The following is a 21,907-nucleotide window of genomic DNA, read 5'->3' on the forward strand; positions in this document are numbered from 1 at the left end:
AAAAAGGTTTACAAGAACTAAGGTGTCGCGTCCCTTTCAACGTGACTTTTGTCGTAGGCCCTCCCGCATGGATTTAGAACATTTTAAAAAAACAAAACCACGATTCCCAATTAAAGAAATCGTGGTTTTTATGTAAGTATTCCTAAAAATTATGATTGATTTAATCAATAAAAAATTGCTGTTCAGGACGTATTCTTTTTTTAAGCAGTGCCAAATCCGCTTCCATCTTAACCACGATTTCCTCAATCGCAGAAGGATCGATGGTTGGACGATCTGGTTCTGGCCTTACTCCAGCTTTCAAATCGCGGATCAAGATCTGCTGTTCCTGCCACTTATCCATTAAATCGGAGATTGTAGCGTAGAATCGTTCGTAATCTTTAATAACATCATCTAAGAACGAATCAACTTCTTCCGCATCATAACCTCTCAATTTGTTTGCAAATTCTTTTTCATGGATAGACAAAGCGTCCAGTTGAATGCCCAGCTGTCGGAATAGTTTTTTTTGTTTATCCAATCGGCGTTTCATGTGTTCATCCATTATCGATTACCTCCAAATATTGGTGCGGACCCTGTCTTCACATCCTGCCCCTTTCTTTTTTATATCACATTCAACGTGTTGATTAAAACCGTCTGCAGATTTTTTGGAGAAAGTTCCAAAATCCTCTCAATGACTTGAAATATTAAATCTGATTGCCAATAGCCCATTTAGGGTAAGGAATGTACAGAACGCAAGTCAACAGACCTAGGAAGGGAGAGTTATTTTATCATGTCACATCTTAATGACAAACAGCTAACTGAGCTGAAACATAAGTTGATTGATGAGAAGGAACAAATCTCCAAACATTTCAACCCTTCGGATAAAGATCATAGACAACATACATCCGACTCCTTACGAGAATCCACAGGTGAACTCAGTTCTGTAGATAATCACCCTGCTGATATTGGGACTGAAACATTTGAACGTGGGAGAGATCAAGCCATTGATAATACCTTGGAAGCTGAACTGAACCAGATCGATTCCGCTTTAGATCGTATAGAGGAGGGAACTTACGGATCCTGTGAAGTATGCGGAAATCCTATTCCATACGAGCGCTTAGAGGCTTTACCATACACACCTTACTGTATTGATCATGCTTCTGATCAGAAGTTATCAGACGATCGTCCTGTGGAAGAGGATGTTATGACACCCCCTCCTTCTGGAGCAGGTGTTCATCGTCAAAAAATCGCTGGCAGATTTGATGATGCAGGCGCTTGGGATGCTGTGGAAGATTACGGTACAGCAACTTCACCAGCGATGGATGTAGAACCTGAAAAGGATAGCTACAAAAAAGACGTATAGGTAGCAACGATTCCCTGAAAAATCGGGCACCGGAGGATTCTCCGGTGCCCGATTTATTTTTATTGCATATCATCTCGGTTATTCGTAGCGAAAAATTAGCAGCGTTCGGTTCATTTAGTTTGGAGGAATGACAACTCTAGTTGATGTTCGTGCCGATTCAAGGCAAGCATCAATTACACGCATGTTTTGAATCGCATCTTCTGGGCTATACGGGAGTGGAATGCTGTCCATAACTGCAGCAGCGATCGCATCAGCTTGAAGTGCGAAATGATTATGAGCTCCAAGTCGTTCTTCACGAGTACCCTTGGCGGTATGAATTAAAATCTGCGCTTGATCCTCCATACGTTCCCAACCAAATGCCGATGGCAATTCAATCCTACCTTCACTTCCGGAGATCTCTAAGCTGCAACGCGAATAGGCCCACATGCCGCATTCAAAGGTTAATCCAAGACCATTCTTAAATTCGAGCAATCCATGCGCCATCATGTCTACACCATCATGATCCTCAGAATAAGACGCATGAGCTGTAATCGCTAAGGGTTCTTGACCATATATCATACGGGCCGCAGAGATTGGATAACACCCAACATCATAGATCGAACCTCCACCCATTTCTTTGCTGTAACGGACGTTTCCCTTATCCGCTGCATTGTTAAAGGTAAAGCTTCCATGTATACTTCGGACTTCCCCAATTTCTCCACAATCAATCAACTCGCGAACACGGGCATGCTTCGGGTGATAGCGATACATAAATGCTTCGGCGAACACTACCTTATGCTCTTTAGCGGCATCTACCATTTGACGCACGTCCACTTCGTTTAAGGCAGCAGGCTTCTCACATAAAACATGCTTTCCTGCCATAATAGCCTTAATTGTCCATGGCTTATGCAGGTGATTAGGCAAAGGTATATAGACCGCATCAATCTCTGGATCATCAAGCAAAGCTTCGTAGGACCCATAATACTTTGGAATGTTAAAATGTTCTGCAACTTCAGCGGCTTTGTCCTTATTTCGGCTCGCGATGGCGGTTACCTCACAGCGTTCTGACTTTAATATACCTGGTATCATTGAGTTTCTAGCAATTCTAGCCGTACTCATAATACCAAAGCGAAGTTTATTACCCATGAAGTATTCCTCCTTTGATCTCCTCAATAATTATCTATTACCGCTTTATTCAGTATACCTAAACAACGATCAAGGTCACTTTTCACCTGTTTCTTATAAAGTTTGGCCTTTTCCTCCCCATCACTAGTAAAATGATAGAGTACGATCTCTTGAAAATCGACCTTAGGATCATTCCCCTTCAACTGCTTCGTTCGATACAGTACCCCTTCTTGTACAAGCTCATGAAGTGCTCTATAAATCTCACTTTGAGGAGGGGAGTAACCATGTTTCTTAAATTCCTTTCTCATTTCTTCCAGCATCTGATAACCATATCCTCGCTGCTGTTCTACCATTGTAATCAGATATACTTTAATAAATGCCCTTTGAGCGATCATGAAAGCCATCTTGCCGCCCCCTTCCTTGAGATCTTAAATTCGCTATATATACCATTATAAACCACCGTTTCTCACTTTGCACAAAAGGGGGAGGCCTCCTTTTATCCTCTCAAAAAAGTAGATAGATACGAGAGTTATAGCAAAATATGTGCAAGATGAAATAGATTAAGTTGTTTTTTTATTATTATGAATTTTTCATATGATGAAAATATAACGCATTCACTTTTCAACAAAAAAAAACCGCCAGGTTGGCGGCTTTAATATATTTTACATTTTCACTGTCGTAATAGACTCCCTCTTCGTGCTTCGACTCCTGCCAACAGCCACGCCACCTAACCACTTACCATGAGGTAGGAGTGAAATAGCCCTAGTGCCCAGATAAGCCAAGGTTACGCTAATTAACCAAGAAGAAATGATTCTTACCCCTGAAGGCATGGAGATCATGATGCTTTCATCTACCACATAGCTAATACGTAATGTCAGCAGATGCATCAAATATGCACCGAATGAATATAGACCAATACTTGATAAAATCGTATTTACAGCGCGTCCACTTCTCTGACAAATCCAACTTGCAAGATCATACATGGACATAATCGAACTTATGAGAAAGAGCGCCATCAATGGACGAAGCAATGATAAAGAATAGAATGTAATCCTAGTTCCTTCTGCCATTCGAACTTCCTGTATTCCTTGAGTCAATAAGAAACCAAAAAGGAAGCAGAATACAGCCCAATATAATGGCCTAGCACGTGAAATCCATGAAGACCACATCCCCGGATTCATTCCCGCGGCAGCTCCCAGAATAAAATAGAATGAAAAATAGAGAGCGTTACGATCTGCATAGGTTGTAAACAAATCACTCCACACCGGAATATGTGAATTCTCCATCCAGCGGCCGATAGTCGTAATATTCGCTGTCATCACGATAAACAGAATCCCTGCCATAATTAACAAAATAATATTTATCTGCCGACTAAACCGGATAACAATACCCCGCATGGCAGAACGAAACAGTGGGTACAGCAGATAAAATTGAAATAGCATAATGATGTACCACAAATGTGTACTTGCCTTACCCGTGATCAACATTTGACCTAATTCAGTCCATCCAGCAACAGAACCCAAATGAACAGAACCATTAATGACCACATGAATCACGGACCATACGACAAATGGAATATATATATCACTGATGCGTCTTTTGACAAAGGGAGCATATCTAAATTGCTCAGAATCATTGTAGAACAGAACCATACCTGTGATAAATATAAAAACAGGAACAGCAAATTTTGATATCAAAAGCAGCACAGCCATAAGTACACCGTCATTCATCGTCATTCCTGGAGCTACTGTATAATGGGCAATAGAGTGCTGTAGGACAACAGCTAAGAATGCTAATCCCCTTAGACGTTCAATTTCCCGTATTCTCTCTTTCCTCAATCCATTTCTCTCCGATCGTATTAAACTATCACTCATTATATATTCCTACGACGGAAACAACACTGTTCATATCTTCCAAGTAATTTTAGAGTTCAACTCCACTTTTTCATAAAAAAGTCCGGTCCCTGATAAGGAACCGGACCAACCGTTTATCTTAATACCATTTTCAACTACATGATCTACATTATTGTACCACGAGGAGGCAGCTCGTCTTCTGCTCTTACACCATTCCTACCATAGGTTTCTGCGTTGAGCGATCGATTTGTACGGAAGATATCATGAACATCAACATCCTGTCGACCTGCTTCAACGAGCACTAGAATACGTCCTTGATTTACGTAAGATTCATACTCCTTTGCTTCCTCTTCAGGAATGCCGAGCCCAATTAATCCGCCAACCAAACCTCCTGCACCTGCTCCTACCGCTGCACCTGCGAATGTAGCTGCGATCGGCCCTGCAGCTAGAATAGGCCCAATTCCAGGAATAGCTAGAGCTCCGATTCCTGCGAGGAGTCCCGCTGCCCCGCCAAGAACACCTCCTGTAGCAGCACCCGTTGCTACACCTTCCGGCGCCTTCGTACCTGTTTCATCCGTTACTGCTTCAACATCACGCTCATCCTTAGCAAGAATCGAGATTGCGTCCTTTGGGACACCTCTATGCTGTAGCTCTTTTATAGCCTCTGATGCTTCTTGCTCTGTCTCGAATACGCCAACAATTTTCTTTTCCATATTTAGTCCCTCCTGCAATCGATTATGGATTTTTGTTATCCATCATTACCCGATTGAGGGACGGCCCAAACGTTACATTTTTGCTCGAGTTCGATTCGTAGCTACAGCCTGTAGCGGATCTTCTGGCCAATAATGCTTCGGGTAACGTCCTTTTAGATCTTTTTTCACTTCAAAATAACCACTGCTCCAGAAACTAGCCAAATCTGAGGTCACTTGAACGGGTCTCTGCGCTGGCGAGAGCAGATGTATAGTTAATGGAACTTTCCCACCTGCAATACGAGGTGTTTCTGGTAATCCAAACATTTCTTGTAGTCGCACAGCCAAAAATGGCTTAGATGGATCTTGATAGTCTATGGGGATGGATGAACCACTAGGCACCTTGTAATGGGTCGGCGCTTCCTTTTGTAGTATTTGCCGCTGTTCCCAGCTTAACAGATTCTCTAACAACGTAGCCGTTTGGAGCTTCTGTAAAGCTTGACGGTTGCGTGCACCATCCAGATAAGGTTCTAACCATACTTCTAGTTGATTCAATAGGGCTTCTTCTGAAACATCTGGCCAATCTGAATAATGGAGTCTGATAAAAGATAACCTCTGTCTGAATTGGAGGGCCTGCTTCGTCCATGACAGTAGTGATAATCCTTCTTTTCGAATTCCACTTATAACAGCTGCTGCAATTTCTTCGTGCAGAGGTTGATTATAGACCTGTTCCTTCATAACAATTGCGCCAAGTGTCCGTTTGATGCGTGCGCGCACTGCACCTGCTGAGGAATCCCAGACAACTTCTTTTACATCTGTAACTTCATCCTGATAATACTGCCAGATCAGTGTCCCATCCAAAGCAGAGGCTAGTTGAATATTACCTTCTATTCCTTTGTCATCCACCGCCGCCACGACGATATAGTCAGCCTTACTTAATGACTGCTTGGTCTTCAATACCACGCCTCGACCACTTCGAAGTAGGAAACTGCCATCACCTCGATTTTTGGCAATACGATCGGGATAGGCAAATGAAAGAAGAAGACCCGTTAAATTAACGTCTATTATTTGATCTTCGGGCACATCCAACTGCTTCCTTAGATTGTGAATTTCTTGAATAATACGTTTTTTCGCACCCTTATTCCCATCAATCTGTTCCGTCGTATAATTGCCTTGCTCCATGAGCAGTAAGCGTTCCACTCTTGTCCTTATATCACTATCAGTTGCTGCTTCTAGGCCCCCAATTAGATCTCTTTCTTGTAAAAGCACCGCGAGTCTGCAGGCTAATGCCCCATGGGAGAGTTCCTTTCCCTTCAAAAGCATTTGAGCAAGTCTAGGATGAACACCGAGCTCTGCCATCTTACGACCATGCTTGGATACAGCTCCTTCAGAATCCAGTGCACCGAGTTGATGCAGCAAATGACGTCCTTGCTCGAAAGCTACAGTAGGAGGGACGTCTAGCCAGGATAACTCCTCAGGATCTCTCACTCCCCAAATAGCCAATTCAAGTGCAAGCGGCGTGAGATCCGATTGCTGAATATCCGGTACATTCATCTCAGGCAGTCGAGAATGTTCATCTTCACTCCATAATCGATAACATCTTCCGGGTGCAAGTCTTCCTGCTCTACCTCTCCGCTGGTCAGCAGATGCTTTGGAAACACGCTTGGTGATGAGCTGAGGAAGCCCGGTTCTTGATGAGAACACTTCTGTACGCATCAAACCACTGTCCACTACCACGCGTATACCTTCTATAGTTAAGCTCGTTTCCGCAACTGAAGTTGACAATACGATCTTACGTTGGCCTTCACCAGCAGGCTGTATTGCTTCATCTTGTTTCCCAGGGGATAACTGACCATAAAGTTCACGAACGATGACATGACTCGGCAACCCAGAACGATATAACTCCTGAGCTGTTCTACGGATTTCGCCGATTCCAGGTAAGAATACCAAAATATCGCCTTCTTCTTCGTTCAAGGCACGTTGTATCACACTAGAACATACTTGTTCCATTCGTTCAGTTCCAACTCGTACATAGGTCGTTTCAACTGGATAACTTCTACCTGTACAATAAATGACAGGTGCTTGCCCTAGAAGTTCTGCCACAGGTTCAGCATCCAGTGTAGCCGACATGATAAGCAGCTTTAAATCTTCACGAAAGACAGATTGTGCTTCAAGCGCCAAAGCAAGCCCTGTATCTGCATGTATACTTCGCTCATGGAATTCATCAAAAATAATCATAGCGATATCTGACAACTCTGGATCGTTTTGAAGCATTCGGGTTAGTATCCCCTCTGTAACAACCTCTATAATCGTCTCAGCACTCACTCTACTGTCCATACGAACTCGATAACCAATAGTCTTACCGACAGGCTCTCCTATCGCTGAGGCCATGTATGAAGCTGCTGAACGAGCAGCTATCCTACGGGGTTCAAGCATAATAATTTTTCTACCTTTAAGCCAAGGTTCATCTAGAAAGGCTATTGGTGTTTGTGTTGTTTTTCCCGCTCCTGGTTCAGCTATTAAGATTGCTGAATGATGATGACGATAAGTTTCTTGAATTAACGGTATCACTTGTTGAATGGGAAGCTCATTTCTATGCATGTATTCTATTCCTATCTTTTATCCGATTATTTCATTCCGTTAGTTGCTTCTTAATTTGTAGTTCATACTGCTCAAATACTCCGCTAGAACCGAGTCCCCGCTGTTCTAGAAGCAATTGTAGGCGTAATCTTTTCTCATTCAATTGCTCTAGATGCTGTTCTTTCTCACCATCGTTTCCACAAGCATGGATGAGATCGACTAGCCTAACACATTCTTTATGAAGAACAATTTCCTCTGGAATGTAACCTGAATTTTTGAGCAGTCGATACGACATACGTAGATCCTCTGGAATATGTGACAGATCATCTATCGGCAGTGGCTTACCAGCATAAGGTGATTGATCAAGTTCGCCATTTCGAATAGCCTCTTCAATCTTCTGTTCAGCTAGTCGGGAGAACATACTCATTAGATAGATACCTCCTCATTTATTCATTATTCCTATCATAAGGGATTCTGATATTAAAAGAAAACAGCTAAAAAAACACCCTATAGAAGTACACTGGATTTACCGAAATAAGTATGTCCTGTGTACTTCTATAGGGTGCAATTTACTCAAACGACTTCTGTTTATTGTTACCGCAGAAGAGATTCCGCGCCATCAATAAAAATTTGGGAACCTGTGATATGCCGCGATTCATCGGATGCCAAAAAAGCAACCAGGTCTGCAACTTCTTCGGGTTTACCAGGACCATCGGCAAGCGGCTGTCCACCATCCGGGTATTCAATCGGAATAGTGATTTCATCCAAATCTCCTTGTCGATCCGTGCTCTGATCAATATTCGTAGATATCGCGCCAGGACAAATTACATTCACTCTGATCTTGTATCTAGCTAACTCCAAAGCTGCCATTTTGGCAAAAGCAACTTGTCCAGCCTTCGTCGTACTATAGGCAATCATCCCAAAACCTGTGAACACCCGAGTACCGTTAACCGAACTCGTAATGATAATGCTACCCTGACCTCGCTTCTTCAGATGAGGAATTGCATATTTGACAGTCAAGAAGGTACCATTCAGATTTATGTCTAGTGTCTTCTCCCAATCTTCCAGACTCAACTCTTCAATCGGAGCAAGAACACCATTTATACCTGCATTGGCGAAGACGATGTCGATGCCACCAAAAATCTCCACTGCTTCGAGCACGGATCTTTCAACACGCTCCGGATTAGAAATATCTACATCGAAAGCCCGAGCACAGCCTTTGCGAATCGAATTTAATTCCTGCTCTACTTCAGCCGTACGATCATCCTGCATATCAAATAAAGCGACATTCGCGCCTTCTTGAACAAGTTTTATAGCAGCAGCTTTACCAATCCCAGAACCTGCGCCAGTAATGATTGCTGTTCTTCCCATAAATCTCTCTCTTCCATTATTCATATATAACACTCCTTTTTTCGTAACATAGTGAACCTACCTGTCACAAGATTACCCAAAAGGCAGATGTTTATAATCATAAAAGAAGAATTATTACCACATTATTTCAAGAAATGATGCGTCGTCTTCAAGCCCATCCGTATGAAGCGCATTCATTAAAACCTGTACTTCAGTATCCGGGACCCATTCTGAGATTGGATCTAAATCATTTAATCCATCACTATACATTAACAATCTATATCCAGTCAGGTTATCCAAAGTACATTGAAACACATGCGGCTTCCCCCCCACCGTACCATGACGTGTGGACCAGCGTTCAGCCGTGTGAAAGTTATCTCCGAACTTAGAAGAAAGTTCTGTCTGATTATGAAATAATCGAAGCCTGGAATCACCTTGCCATGCGAGCCATAGTCTCCCTTTTCGGTGAATACGGTTAGGCAGATCAACTCGGCCACATATATACATGCTCTCACTACCGAGTCGCTGCTTCTCTTCGAGCACTTCCTTAAGCAATGGGGGGGTTCCTTTCTCAACACGATACAAGTCAGCCTCACGAGAAGACAACTCAGTCAGTTCTTGTAATTTTCGTTCGAATGGTTGCGCTGATAAGTCATTCCCTTTTCGCAACCACTCAAGAAGATTCCTCCCTAAAAATTTCGATGCAAAGTCCCCTCGATAACTCAATCCAACTCCATCGCAGAGGACAAAACTACATGCACTGCTATCTACAGCAAAGCCCATATAATCCTGTCCCTTCTCTGAAAGTAATACGGTTTCAGCAGCGCGTCCATATGCGAATCTACAGGTAAAATCCTGTTTAAAACTTGAAATTGGCTGTTCACTATTCTGTTTACTCTCATAGAAGTATGAAGGATGGGATTTAAAGGCATCAGAACTTTTCATAAGCGTTACCTTACCGGAGTAGCAGCTGACATCTGAAAACCGATCGATACCAGTTCAGCACATGTTCCAGGCAGCATCATCAGCGCTCCTGGACTTAGTTGATAATCAGCTTCTACAAGCATCTCACGGTAACTCTCAGGCAAGGCTGAGGACATCAGCTTTAATTTATAAGCATGCTCATCTTCAAGTGTAGTATCAGGGAGTATTCCCTTCCACCTTCTTGGTTCGCTAATGGGCTGACTCATCAAATGATCAGATATAAAAATATTCTCAACGAGCACATTCCCATCGGGTACACTCATACTCATAATCCGGCGAGCAATCGGTTCGGGATCTTCACCTGTCGCAACACCGTCAGTCATATGACAGACAAGAGGTGCCGGGCAATCCTGCATATTTGGAATTTCGGCTTGCAGTATTCTCTCCGCTTGAAGGAATGCTTTAGCGGAATCAGAGAAGCGCTTTGGTGTTAAGTCCGGCAAAGTCCCCACAGCTGCAATCTCATCTATTCCTTTAATTCCATTTAAGAGATCATACACATCGTCACTGTATGCTAATATCGCTATCCGATATCGAGGGGTAAGACGATTTCCTTTCGTAGAACGAAATACCATCTGCCGGATCGCCAAGGATAATGCATCATAGACAACATCAATCCGTCTGCGTCCTTCCATCAACATATTCATAGATGCACTAATATCAATCAAGTATATAATGAGCGCTGGTGTGCGCTGTGAAGCTTGTATTGTATAATTCACTTAGAACACCCCTGCTCTTTCGTTATGTCATATATTTGGTAGCCAGTAACTGCTGTTTTTAATAAAATTTTTAATGCTTCTAGCACGCATGCTCATTTGTCCAATGCTTTTATAGTAAGCTGCATCCTTTTGATACAAGCTATGAAACTCTCTAGCAAAATTTCTAGCTCTGTCTGTGTTACCCGTAAGCTGGGCATTGTATGCTTTGTCATAGGTTGCAATAAGCTGCACAACATTTTCAGCACGTTGTTTTTTTAACTTTTGAGCTTGGTCAGCTTTCGCTTTCAATTGAGCTTTACGTTCTGCTTCCTTCCTTGCCGTTTCAGCTGCTAAGGCGGCCGCAGCTGCTTCACGCTTCTTCTTCTCTGCAAGCTCTGCTTGGTAAGCTTCGTATTTAGCCTGATTATCATACTTCTCTTGAAGAGCTGCCTTCTTCTTGTTCTCTTCTAATTGAGCTAAATATGCTTCGTACTTGGCTTGCTTGTCGTACTTCGCTTGAAGCTGTGCCTTCTCCTCATCAAGTTTTGCTTTCTTGGATTGCTCGATGGCTTTCGCAGCTGCAGCTTTCTTGGCAGCTTCGGCTTTAGCACGCCGCTCTTGTTCCTGCTTTGCTTCGGCTTGCTTACGCTTCTCCGCAGCTTTCTCTTCGGCCGCTTTTAACGCCGCAGCCTTCTCTTCGGCTTTTTTCGCAGCTTCCGCTTCTTGCTGCTTTCGAGCGTCTTCTGCAGCTTGAGCTTCTCTCGCCGCTATCAACTGGGCCTCTTCCTGCTGCTTGCTATCAGCTTTATCTGCTAATATTTGATTTACCGTTACCGCTGATCCTGCCAAAATAACAACAATAGCAGCAGCGGCAATTACCCATTTCTTCGAGCTGATAATTTTTCTCCACCCATGTTTACCTGTAACCGGTGGAAATAACTGTTGTTCAAGTCCCTGTATCGCCGCAGCCAATTCTACTTCTAGCGGGCTGTCTTTTTTCACAAAATGGTAAGCTGATCGAAAGATCTCAAGCGCTCCGACTAAGTTGCCTGCATGCTCAAGATCTCTGGCTTGATGAAATAAGCGACCCACGACATTATCATTAACTTCCCTATTGCCCGGTACAATACCCAGTAGATCAGCATTTTCGTCTTCGAAACGCTCAGGTAATGGTCTCGCTCCTTCAGATCCAGCAGCAGATAATGGGCCTGCCCCCTCCTCCAGTTTCTCTTCCACGATCTCATCTTCAGATATCGAAGAAAGAACAACGAGCCATTCTCCAAAGGTAGGACAACTGCTCAAGTCATGGCTATCCCAAGCCCTAACGAATAAATCCGAGATTTTATTTCCGAACCGCTGTCCCAATGATTTCTTAAGTAAGAAGTATCGTTCGCACGGGGTCTGCATCTCATGCTGATCGAAATAGCTTTCACCCCATGCTTTATTTACAATTGCTTGGTCGCTCCAGCCCAACATTTCAGCGATAATAATTGCCCCAGCAAAACGATCCGCATACGCACTCCATAATCCGCTATGTACTGTTCGGTGAGCAGCGTACCCTGGAGATCCAGCTAATAACACATCAGGACGATCCATCTTTGGACTATAAATCTGCTCAACATCAACGAGTTCCACAACTGTTGAGCCTTCAGGAAGCTCTACTTCCGAAAAAAACGGAAGCATGACGTTTGGTGCAGACAAATCGCAGTGTGCCAAACCGCGTTGTTCCATACTCGAGCCAATTGCAGCCAGTGCTTTTGCCAACATAAGGCTTTCGCCTCGGCCAAGAGTACGCTGATCGCTAACAACATCGAACCACGTACACCCATGAATCCACGGCATTAGAACGGCATATAACAGGTCCGGATATTCTGCAATCAAATTTCCGTTTCTTTCGGGAGTGAGCACATCGCGACTACATACCTTCAGACCAGAAACCTCATGATAGTTCGCCATATGCTCTGACTGATAAACCATGGCAGGTATTCTGAACTTGGGAAAAAACACTTTAAGCGCTTTTGCCTCGTGCAGCGCTCCATCAACTGGAAGTAATTGATATACAATGCCTTGCCTTCCCGCTTGAGCATAGGCAAGTCCTGGGGCGGCGGGGTGCTGTCCCACCGTATAGGTTGTTCCGTTTATGATAATCTCATCACCCGGATTCGGCTGATAAGCCATAAACATCCCCCTCTCTATAATGCTTCTAAAGTTATTTGTTCTATCAATTTCACGGAAGAATCTACGATTGCAAGAAAACCGGGAGTCAGCTTGAACACCCGGTTTTCTTGTATATGAACTTAATTATATATTACAATAGCCCAACTTACGAAAATTAACGAGATTCGTCCGCCATACGGAATTTTTGAGCAATAGCTTTCAATTCTGCACTGATGCTGTCAAGGGTTTGGACGAAAGAGTTCATTAGACGGCTTGCCTCCTGAAACTCTTGGAAGAAGCGCTGTTTTGTCATACCGTCCCACTGACCTTCCATACCATTTACAGATTGAGTCAGACTATTAACGATTTGTTGACTCTGTTCACCACTTTGTTTAAATTGATTCGCTACTTGCTCTACTTGTTCTGGTGTAATTAAAATGCGACCTGCCATGTATGTACCTCCTTGGTATTATCGGTTCTGATCAACAATTGTCATCTTATTAGATATTGGCAAGATTTTCAAAATGTCCTCAGACCTAATTTCCAATTACCCCCAACGACCCAGTAATGAAACCTATATCCATTTATTAGTTTGCGATACTCAGATTAGAAGGATCGGTAAACGTCCATGCTTGCCCATCTAATGCAGCTTGCTTTACAGAAACATCTCCATTATCACTATTCATACCTACAGCGGCAGCTGCTGAGCTAGGATTAGAAATGATAGACCCTGATGTTCCGGACTCAGGTAAGATGGAGTTTCCTCCTTCATGTTTGAATGCCGCAAACAAAGCAGTGGGAGATACTCCCCCAGCTGTGACATGCTCTAGAATTGTATGATATTGATGATCAACTTCCTGAAATTGATCAGCCTTCATTTGTAAATGCTTGCCCATTTCATTTAATAGAGCTCCCAAGCTCTCTCCAAGCCGCTGGGCCGACTGCCATTCATCAATTACCGCCGCTTTCATCGACGTTTCCCACACGAGCGAGCTCATTGCCTGATTAAGCTGATTTGTAATGGCTAAGTACTGCTCGCTGGATTGCTGAAACTGACGGCTTAATGCCCGGAGTAATTCCGGTTCGACAGATATACGCATAGGTCCTCACCTTTCATACGGGCTCCTTTACTGTTTCAGCCACATGAGAAGCATATGATGAAATTGCTCCTTAGTTGCAGGTGCTGCGGTCAACCAATCCTGATCGCCTTGAAGACTCATACGCAGCAGCCAGTTCATAGAATCATTCACAATAAATGCTGCATTTTGACTCTCCCAGTTATACCCGTTCCATTTTGACAGCTGAATTTCTCCGGAAGAAACCTTGTTTTTCAAACATTTTGCAAGAGCAATCGAACCTTCGACATCATCCGTCAGCTTAGCCAACCTGTCGCTGAGTTCTTCACTATTCATATCCGAAGCACAAGTATATATATCCGCAAATTCTTTACGGCTAAGCAAGAGGGCTGGAATCTCTCCCGGTGACTGATCACTAAGAGCTAAATCCTCCACCAGCTTATTGCAAGTATCTTCAATCGAGCCAAGCTCACTGAGCATATAGCACCGACCATTTTCATCGCATTTACATACTTGAATGACTTGTTCTTCCGTTACATGCAAATAGCCTTCGAAAGACTTATCATTGTTCTCGTATTTCAACCAACAGGCTCGTTCAGCCAGGCCAGCAATAGCTACACGTGAGAACACATCAGGCGGAATTGACAATTCTCCACTTTCCTCGCGAATCAAGTAGCTTTTTTCGAGAAGCGATACCTTCGACGCCTCCCACTCACTAGCAATTTCTTCCGTTAAATAACCGCTGAATGGGTCTTCTACACCAAGCAGACGATCTGAACCGAGAATGCCGGCCAAAAAGAAAAACTCTTTATCATTTAACGTTACGGTCTCCTGTTTGGAAGCATGAATTGTCAACATTATGAGCCACCTCCCCTCAAACTACAACATGCCATCGGTCGCGAATTTCCGTGACCCATTGTTGGGCGTTCCACTGCTCATCGAATGGAACTGCGCCTTTAATTCTGGAAAATTTTCGTTTAATGTAGTACCCTTGGCCTGCTGGTAATATTTTTAGTCCTCCAGGACTATTAGCCGACTCCGAAAAAGGGATTCTAAAGAACGATAAATCATTCGAATCGAGAGTCCCAAATAAAAATCCAGATTGTGACGCTTTGACGTCAGTAAACCAATCCACTCCATATGTTGGGAAATCTGCCGGTACTCCAGAGAGGACCACATGTACTTTCCGATCTCTGCCAAGTCTCACAATTGAAGATAATTGATCTTTTATCGTAAAATCGTTTAGTTGCTTACTCATCACATCTGCATCATCTATTAGTAATAGAATCGCAGGATCTTCACCTTCTTTTGTCCGACTCTGAACTTTTTCATAAATCTCAGTTATTAATGGCGCCAAATCTTCTTCATTCTCAGCATGGCCTTTAACATGTGGCAGATGGTTTAATCTGCTAAGTCCACTGCTCCCGTACCTTGTGTCCACCGTATAAATCTCAAGTGCATCAGGTGATGCGTGGTACGCAAGAGACAACATCCAACTGAGCAGAAATGACGTTTTCCCGCCTTCCATTGGACTTGCCACGATAAAATGCGGACCTTCTTGTAAATTCACAAGGAACGGAGATAGGTCATCTGTAGATAATCCGACGGGTACTTGATACTTTGACGTACCGGATATTCGTTCATACGGTTGATCCACGCGAAGAAGCTCGGAGAGCGCTACCTTCTCCGGCAATGGATTAATGGAAGGTGCCTGCTCTCCATCCCAGGTACTCTTCAATCGAGCAATCAAACCACGCAGCTCAGAAGACCTTTCTCCCTCATCCTGACCAGACGCGGAAAGCGCAGTCTGAAATTCAAGTGGGGGCACTTGACCTTTAATAAGCCCTCTTCCTGGCGGAAGCTGGCTCGGTGCTTTAGAAGGACGCCCCACTGCATAATAATAGTCTGCAGGATCGGAAAGCTCAAATGAAACAGCTTGGCTGATGTTACTTCGCACTTTTTCAAACATATCAGAAATTCGGTTAGCAGAGATGACAAAGGTTATACCTAAGCTTCCGCCTTCTCTAAGCAAGTACTCCAGCATGTCATTCTCTTCTGGGTAAGAATTCCGGAAATTGAGATACCCATCAATGATAATGATCAATTGGGGAACCTTTATAGACATAGCACGCCTGTAAGCTGCAATGGTCTTTACACCAGCATCAGCGACTAAGTCTTTTCGTGCGCCAACATGCTTCGTTAAAAATCGGAATAATCGTTTTATACGATCATCTTCCTCGGCTGTCATAACACCACCTATATGCGGCAGAGCTGAGAAATCTCTCATCATTCGTCCCATATCAATGATATATCCATGCCATTGTTCGGGGGTATACTGTTTAGCCAAAGATATCAGAAGTGTCTGAATAAAGGTTGTTTTTCCTAGTCCTGGCATCCCGTACACGGCCAAATGTCCTTGCTCCAAATTTAATTCAAGTGGTTTCTGACATTGGTTCGGTAGGTCATCGACGACTCCCACATAGGCACTCAGAGGAGAGTTGACATACTCATGATCAGTATACTCTTTACCAACTATCAGGACATCATCCAGCTCTAAGCTATCAGGTAACGGAGGTAGCCAAGGACCTTGTAGTCTTTCAATTCCTTCATCTTTCGCAATTTCGGCCACTCGATTAATTAGAACTTGAAGCTGCTTTGGTACCTCTTCACAGTGAACTTTAGTCGAGTGCGTCTGTGCTAACATCGGCTCAAGCTTACCGTTAAGACGAACTTCACGAATATTAATCAAACCTTCTGAATCTTGTTCTTCTATATAAGGAGCACCGCTCCAAGCGAACTGCATTTCTTCAAAAACCTCGTCGCTACCGACCTGGAAATATCCACGACCAGGCTTATTAATCCACGCAGCATTCGGAATTTTGAGCATATCCCGGCTGTCTCCTTCGCTCTGAACACGTAAACAGATCCGGAAACGAGAGTTACTCCAAATCTTATCATCCACGACGCCCGCAGGCTTTTGGGTAGCCAGAATTAAATGTACTCCAAGCGTCCGACCAATCGCAGCAATACTAATCAGCTCATCCATAAATTCGGGTTGATCTTTTTTGAGCTGTGCAAACTCATCAATAATAATAACAAGATGCGGGAGCGGCTCTCCATGTCTATTACGAAGAAGTTTATAGTATTCATCAATATGCTGTAAATTTCCTGCATCGTTTAATATTTTCTGACGACGTACTAACTCCGCTTTCAATGAGATTTTAGCCCGTTCAATCAGATTATTGTCTAGATTCGTTATTGTACCGACGACATGGGGCAGATCAAGGAATGTATTCGACATGCCTCCCCCTTTATAATCAATTAACATGAAGGCAAGATCGTGAGGGTGAAATTCTGCAGCAAGAGATGCAACGATAGATTGGATGACTTCACTCTTACCGGATCCCGTCGTACCTGCGATTAATCCATGCGGCCCATGCCCCTGACGTTCTATCTTATCATGGAGGTTTAGATTGATCCTTTTGCTACCTGCTCTAACACCCATCGGTACAGGCAGCGTATCTGGGTATCGGTTCTTCTGCCAACGGCTCTTGACATCAAGCTCTGAAATATGATCAATATCCATCATTTCAAACAATGTCAATACTGCTGGAATATCAGAAGCGGACGAACGCTTTAATCGAATTGGAGCCATATAACGGGTCATAGCTTCCATCTGCTCACGGCTAATATGGTCAGGTTTATAGTACTGCTGTCGAATGACACCGTCCTTCTTCATGGTGTAAACAGCCTGCTCTTTTTCCACTTCGATGATCAACTGACAATGCATAGGTAGATTCTCTTTGCGGTCCGACAAAATAATCGTGACAGCATCAACCTCTTCCCCATGTTCAAGTAAAAGCGGTAACAGTGGCTCCTCCTCAATTAGGTGACTGCTCGACAATATAACAAAATAAACAGGTACCTCAACCGATTTCCCCCCATATTCTGATCGGTTACCCTTACGACGATATAACTGCATAAAAATCTCATCTGCCAGCTGATGAGCACTACTCCGTCGATCTGCTAAATACCTAGAGGAACGATCATCGTCCCATGTATGAGGAAGCCAGCGAAGATAGTCCCAATCATGGGCTTCCTTCTCGTCATAAAATGCAGCTACTTTCACTTCATCCGGCGAGTGACGTACTGCAGTCTGTGACATGATAACCCGGAGTGTATTCAATACATTCTCTCTTCCGCCTACAATACCGATCACTTTAGAATCGTATAACGGCACTGTAATAGAAGCATCATCAACCGTTTGACAATCTTCTGCAAGTTGTTGGGCTGCTTCGATTAAAGGATCTTTCTCATAGCCATCCGCTCTCGGTGCTCGAACCTGAATATGAAAAGGCACAGTCCCTTTTCCTACGCTGATATCTAAAAAATCAACATCCTCAGGTGATCTTTCCCAAAGAGAGCTGCTTCTGTTCTTCACAACCTGAAAGCAAACATCGGGGTCGCCGTGAATTTCAAACATAACTTCCACCTGATTACGCTGACGTTCTTTCAATTCTTCACGGTGAAGATCAAGCTGAGCACGATAATTAAGATTGCGTTCTGCTATCTTTTTCTGGTATGTCTTCTTATTACCTAGGTACATAAAAAAGGGTAACGTAAATGAAGTAAGCATCATAAATATGGACAGCATTTGAAACATCATATAGTTGCTGTTACCCATCTTGCCACTCATATTCATATATATATAAAAACTAATAGTAACTATCGTCATTATAATAGGAATAATAATAGAGATGAGTGAAAAAGACGGTTTATTGGGCTCTGAAGGAGGTCTAAGTATCTCCATCTCTTCTATTTGTAAAGCCGGTTTAATTCTTGGCGAACGCTGATATAAGACGTTCATCATGGTCCTCCCCTTTATAGTAAACATTGGGTAAATAGAATTATGTAATCTACTGATTCCTTCTTAAATCAAAGGGTTAATTACCCATCCCTATACTTCCTGAAACAACGATCTACGGCCATAGACAGGCGCTTCTTCATTCGTTGTTGAGAATGCACGTTGTAGCCTGATATACGCCCCTTCTCTTAGGCCCGCCTCTTTGACTGCCAATTCATCTTTCACCGTAAACCATAGACCCTCAGGGAACTTCGCTTCCAATATATATTGTATTCCTGTACTTGAAGGCTCTTTAAAGAGTCGAATTCCTAGCAACTCGTTTAGTCGGTTAATTGAACAATCATCAGGAACATCAATATCAAACCATTCTCCTTCAGCTCGTCCACAAATCACTGTAAGAATCATCTTGCTCTTCCTGCCCTTCTATATATCGTAATGGTAGAGTATTCCCTATGAAAAGGCCGAACCCCTATATCATATGATATAAAAATAGGTTACAGTATTGTAACTGTATCACTCCAGAGTCTATCCTGTCAATTTGTGTCATATTTCCTATGTCCTATTTTCGTGCGGATTTGCGTAGTTCATAAGGACCAAATTTAATTTGAAACGGGTAAAATTGCTTTAATTTAACTTTAAAATAACAATTTTTAAGCATAAAAAGAGAGAGTTCACAAATTCGACACTCTCCTAAATCCGTCTATTGATTTATTCATTGATTTTAAGGTTATTTTAAGATTGGCAGTTTATAATGCAATTATCATGAAACAAGACTTTTCGTGAGGTGATTTGATGAAAGCACTCATTATGTTTCAAAACAAACCAGTACCTGTTTATTTTACAGAAGAAAACAAACAGCCAGTACAAAAAGTATTAAAGCTCTTAACCAGCGCACTTGATCATAAAATTCGGAATGGTAAAAAGGCGCTGCAAAAATGCCTGAACTCCCTCATAAGTATTGAAATCGAGGGTTCCGAGGCAATTCTTCACAGTAAAAGTGAAAACGACTCTCTTGCGCTATCTCTCTTTTAAAAGGGGGATAGCCCTTTTTTTTGCCTGAACACTAGTGGCCCTCCCCCGCATTAAATCTTTCATAGCTTTATCTTGCCAATTAGTAGTGATAATAACGCTCTGCGACACTCTGGGCTTTATAAATACGAATCTGAAACAGCCGTACCAAATTCATTCGCGTATGCAGTTCTTGGCAGCTGTCCAGCTTCTTTAAAATAAAGCGATCAATGGACATGCCATTCACTCCTTTTATTCTTATTTACGTCTGGGATTAATTCCCTCCCTCCGTATTTCCTATTAACCCTCCCTCATGTTTTTAAACAAATATTTACATAAGATTTCACGACAGTACCTTGCATTATTCAGTACCTAATGTTATTCTCTGAATATGCTAATGAATATTAATCAGTACTGGTTTCTATTCAGTTCCTAAAAAGATCGGAGGTAACGTCTTTGGAAGTCAGTATTCAGTTTAAAAAGGGAGTCCTTGAATTGTGTGTGCTTGTACTCATCCACCGCAAAGACCAATACGGCTACGAGCTTGCTCAATCCGTTTCCCGTCACATAGAAGTTGCCGAAGGTGCACTCTATCCGCTCTTGCGTAGGCTTGTAAATGAGGGGTACTGCACAACCTATCTACAGGAATCATCTGAAGGACCTCCCCGTAAATATTACAGACTGACTGAAAGCGGCGCGAGTTACATGAACGCCATGGTGAAAGAGTGGAAATCATTTGTTGGCAATGTCACTAATTTAATTGAGGAAGGACAAGAGAATGAATAAAACACAATTTTTATCTATTTTAAAAACTAGGCTTGCACCCCTTTCAAGGGAAGAACGCAATGAACTTCTTAGTGATGTGGAATCCCACTTTGAGTTTGGTCTACAAAACGGCCGCACAGAAGAAGAAATTGCTCGTGAACTCGGAGATCCGTTTGAAATAGCTAGAGAAGCACTTGGTGACCGATTTACGGATATGCCTATATATCTTGAGAAGTCACCATCAACTACAGGAAGTATCTTCATAGGAATTGGTCTATTCTTCTGTGGACTTGTCATGGTGCCTTTTCTCATCGCTCTTTGTGCAGGATGGATTGGACTCGCTGGGGGTGCTGCCGCCACTATACTCAGTCCCTTACTCGTGCTACTGGATTATCTGTTTAACGGTACTTTCTATCCGGCAAAGCTATTCCTCTCCATATCTATGGTAGGTGTTGGCATTCTGCTTACGTACCTCGTAAAATGGGCCCTCACCGGTCTCAAAATGCTAATTCGAGCGTATTTCAGATGGAATAAACGAATGTTGAAAGGAAGAAACGTCTAATGAGACATAAATTTCTGGTAAGTACAGCAATTCTCCTAATATTAATAGGTGTGGTTGGAATGGCTGCATATAAGTTCAAGTTTCAAGACAAATATCCAGAGCATAAACAAACCTGGACGCTTCAGGCTAATGAATTAAAGAAACTTTCAATTCTAAGTGATTATGATATGGATGTTTCATTTACGACTACTTCAAGTCAAGAGGGGTATATCGAATTTGAAGGCACCGTTCATCCGAAGGTAGTGGAGCATCTCAGAAATCTAACCTTTAACGGTCCAGACTTTTCTATTGATTTGACTCCACCGTCTACAATGGAATTTTTCAGTGTCAATTTCACTTTCCCCAAAGGAAAAATAATTGTAGCGTTGCCTCAAGGAGCGGAACTCGATAACTTGAATGTCTCTAGTTACTCAGGACATGTTAACATTGAAGGTGCTACTTCCAATAACATCGAGGTTTCTTCGTTATCAGGTGACATCTCCATTTTAAACATCACTGCTAATCACTTGAAACTGGATACGATGTCTGGAAATATTGAAGGAGGCACCCTCACTGCAGACGCGGAGATAACGAGCCGTTCTGGCGATATCGATTTATTACACGTCCAAGGTGATGCTATAATCGATAACGCTTCAGGTAATATTTCAATTGGCCAGCATGGTGTGGCTTCAATCAATGCGAAGACCCTATCAGGAGATATCGACATAACTGTTGACCCAGAATTTAACGGTTTATATGAGGCTCATACTCTATCCGGCTCCGTGAATGTCCCTACTTCATTAAATGAAGGACAACAAAAGGTCATCGCTGACTCTCAATCTGGTGACATCGATATTCGCTTACCTTAAAGATAGGTATTCTTCAAAAAGCAACAAAAA

Annotated in this window: 22 protein-coding genes; 5 read left to right on the top strand and 17 right to left on the bottom strand. The window is 42.8% G+C overall.

Features of this window, described 5'->3' with window-relative positions:
- Window positions 1-160: 160 nt before the first annotated feature.
- On the bottom strand, window positions 161-538 hold the full coding sequence (locus AC3WJJ_RS09155; protein ID WP_422657172.1) for a DivIVA domain-containing protein: 378 nt from the start codon (window positions 536-538) through the stop codon (window positions 161-163).
- 228 nt (window positions 539-766) lie between these two features.
- Between AC3WJJ_RS09155 and AC3WJJ_RS09160 the strand changes: the two genes are divergently transcribed.
- Entirely contained in the window at window positions 767-1,339 is a 573-nt protein-coding gene (locus AC3WJJ_RS09160) for a TraR/DksA C4-type zinc finger protein (protein ID WP_492539947.1), read from the top strand.
- Between the two features lie 114 nt (window positions 1,340-1,453).
- On the opposite strand, the gene AC3WJJ_RS09165 is transcribed toward AC3WJJ_RS09160, so the two are convergent.
- The 15 genes from AC3WJJ_RS09165 to AC3WJJ_RS09235 all read right to left on the bottom strand — a co-directional run bounded on the left by AC3WJJ_RS09165 (window position 1,454) and on the right by AC3WJJ_RS09235 (window position 19,099).
- The gene (locus AC3WJJ_RS09165) at window positions 1,454-2,464 is read right to left on the bottom strand and encodes a Gfo/Idh/MocA family protein (RefSeq protein WP_492539949.1); all 1,011 of its coding nucleotides are present in this window, start codon (window positions 2,462-2,464) and stop codon (window positions 1,454-1,456) included.
- A gap of 23 nt (window positions 2,465-2,487) precedes the next feature.
- Window positions 2,488-2,847: a replication termination protein gene (locus AC3WJJ_RS09170; protein ID WP_422657177.1), complete on the bottom strand. Its 360-nt coding sequence runs from the start codon at window positions 2,845-2,847 to the stop codon at window positions 2,488-2,490.
- 258 nt (window positions 2,848-3,105) lie between these two features.
- Entirely contained in the window at window positions 3,106-4,281 is a 1,176-nt protein-coding gene (locus AC3WJJ_RS09175) for an acyltransferase (protein ID WP_492539951.1), read from the bottom strand.
- A 179-nt stretch (window positions 4,282-4,460) separates the two neighbouring features.
- The gene (locus tag AC3WJJ_RS09180) at window positions 4,461-5,009 is read right to left on the bottom strand and encodes a general stress protein (protein WP_492539952.1); all 549 of its coding nucleotides are present in this window, start codon (window positions 5,007-5,009) and stop codon (window positions 4,461-4,463) included.
- 72 nt (window positions 5,010-5,081) lie between these two features.
- Window positions 5,082-7,586 (bottom strand): ATP-dependent helicase HrpB, encoded by a 2,505-nt coding sequence (gene hrpB / locus AC3WJJ_RS09185; protein WP_492539954.1) that lies wholly within the window; start codon window positions 7,584-7,586, stop codon window positions 5,082-5,084.
- Between the two features lie 31 nt (window positions 7,587-7,617).
- Window positions 7,618-7,992 carry a DnaJ family domain-containing protein gene (locus tag AC3WJJ_RS09190; protein ID WP_492539956.1) on the bottom strand — a complete coding sequence of 125 codons (375 nt, stop codon included), beginning with the start codon at window positions 7,990-7,992 and terminating at the stop codon, window positions 7,618-7,620.
- A gap of 167 nt (window positions 7,993-8,159) precedes the next feature.
- On the bottom strand, window positions 8,160-8,960 hold the full coding sequence (locus AC3WJJ_RS09195; protein ID WP_492539958.1) for an SDR family oxidoreductase: 801 nt from the start codon (window positions 8,958-8,960) through the stop codon (window positions 8,160-8,162).
- A 90-nt stretch (window positions 8,961-9,050) separates the two neighbouring features.
- Window positions 9,051-9,860 carry a hypothetical protein gene (locus AC3WJJ_RS09200; RefSeq protein WP_492539960.1) on the bottom strand — a complete coding sequence of 270 codons (810 nt, stop codon included), beginning with the start codon at window positions 9,858-9,860 and terminating at the stop codon, window positions 9,051-9,053.
- Between the two features lie 5 nt (window positions 9,861-9,865).
- On the bottom strand, window positions 9,866-10,618 hold the full coding sequence (locus AC3WJJ_RS09205) for a vWA domain-containing protein (RefSeq protein WP_492539962.1): 753 nt from the start codon (window positions 10,616-10,618) through the stop codon (window positions 9,866-9,868).
- Between the two features lie 27 nt (window positions 10,619-10,645).
- Window positions 10,646-12,775, bottom strand: coding sequence for a cell envelope integrity TolA family protein (locus tag AC3WJJ_RS09210; protein ID WP_492539963.1), 2,130 nt, complete (start codon window positions 12,773-12,775; stop codon window positions 10,646-10,648).
- A 154-nt stretch (window positions 12,776-12,929) separates the two neighbouring features.
- Window positions 12,930-13,205 carry a WXG100 family type VII secretion target gene (locus AC3WJJ_RS09215; protein WP_422657186.1) on the bottom strand — a complete coding sequence of 92 codons (276 nt, stop codon included), beginning with the start codon at window positions 13,203-13,205 and terminating at the stop codon, window positions 12,930-12,932.
- A 136-nt stretch (window positions 13,206-13,341) separates the two neighbouring features.
- Window positions 13,342-13,854, bottom strand: coding sequence for a WXG100 family type VII secretion target (locus AC3WJJ_RS09220; protein ID WP_492539965.1), 513 nt, complete (start codon window positions 13,852-13,854; stop codon window positions 13,342-13,344).
- A 27-nt stretch (window positions 13,855-13,881) separates the two neighbouring features.
- The gene (locus AC3WJJ_RS09225; protein ID WP_492539967.1) at window positions 13,882-14,688 is read right to left on the bottom strand and encodes a hypothetical protein; all 807 of its coding nucleotides are present in this window, start codon (window positions 14,686-14,688) and stop codon (window positions 13,882-13,884) included.
- Between the two features lie 16 nt (window positions 14,689-14,704).
- Window positions 14,705-18,697, bottom strand: a complete 3,993-nt coding sequence (essC, locus tag AC3WJJ_RS09230) for a type VII secretion protein EssC (RefSeq protein WP_492539969.1) — start codon at window positions 18,695-18,697, stop codon at window positions 14,705-14,707.
- Window positions 18,698-18,787: 90 nt separating this feature from the next.
- Window positions 18,788-19,099: a hypothetical protein gene (locus AC3WJJ_RS09235; protein ID WP_492539971.1), complete on the bottom strand. Its 312-nt coding sequence runs from the start codon at window positions 19,097-19,099 to the stop codon at window positions 18,788-18,790.
- A gap of 387 nt (window positions 19,100-19,486) precedes the next feature.
- Between AC3WJJ_RS09235 and AC3WJJ_RS09240 the strand changes: the two genes are divergently transcribed.
- Window positions 19,487-19,726, top strand: coding sequence for a hypothetical protein (locus AC3WJJ_RS09240; protein WP_492539973.1), 240 nt, complete (start codon window positions 19,487-19,489; stop codon window positions 19,724-19,726).
- Between the two features lie 79 nt (window positions 19,727-19,805).
- Here AC3WJJ_RS09240 and AC3WJJ_RS09245 read toward each other — a convergent pair whose 3' ends face one another.
- Window positions 19,806-19,940: a hypothetical protein gene (locus AC3WJJ_RS09245; RefSeq protein ID WP_422657192.1), complete on the bottom strand. Its 135-nt coding sequence runs from the start codon at window positions 19,938-19,940 to the stop codon at window positions 19,806-19,808.
- 218 nt (window positions 19,941-20,158) lie between these two features.
- Here AC3WJJ_RS09245 and AC3WJJ_RS09250 point away from each other — a divergent pair, with 218 nt between their 5' ends.
- The 3 genes from AC3WJJ_RS09250 to AC3WJJ_RS09260 are packed head-to-tail and all read left to right on the top strand — an operon-like array spanning window position 20,159 to window position 21,877.
- Window positions 20,159-20,488: a PadR family transcriptional regulator gene (locus AC3WJJ_RS09250; RefSeq protein ID WP_492539975.1), complete on the top strand. Its 330-nt coding sequence runs from the start codon at window positions 20,159-20,161 to the stop codon at window positions 20,486-20,488.
- Complete coding sequence (locus tag AC3WJJ_RS09255) at window positions 20,481-21,029, top strand: HAAS signaling domain-containing protein (protein ID WP_492539977.1); 549 nt, start codon at window positions 20,481-20,483, stop codon at window positions 21,027-21,029. Before AC3WJJ_RS09250 ends, AC3WJJ_RS09255 begins: the two co-directional genes overlap by 8 nt.
- A complete protein-coding gene (locus AC3WJJ_RS09260) occupies window positions 21,029-21,877 on the top strand; it encodes a DUF4097 family beta strand repeat-containing protein (protein ID WP_492539979.1) in 849 nt (282 codons plus the stop codon). The genes AC3WJJ_RS09255 and AC3WJJ_RS09260 overlap by 1 nt, the downstream gene beginning before the upstream one ends.
- The last annotated feature ends 30 nt before the right edge of the window (window positions 21,878-21,907 follow it).

The sequence above is a fragment of the Paenibacillus sp. FW507-14B1B genome, from assembly GCF_058781425.1.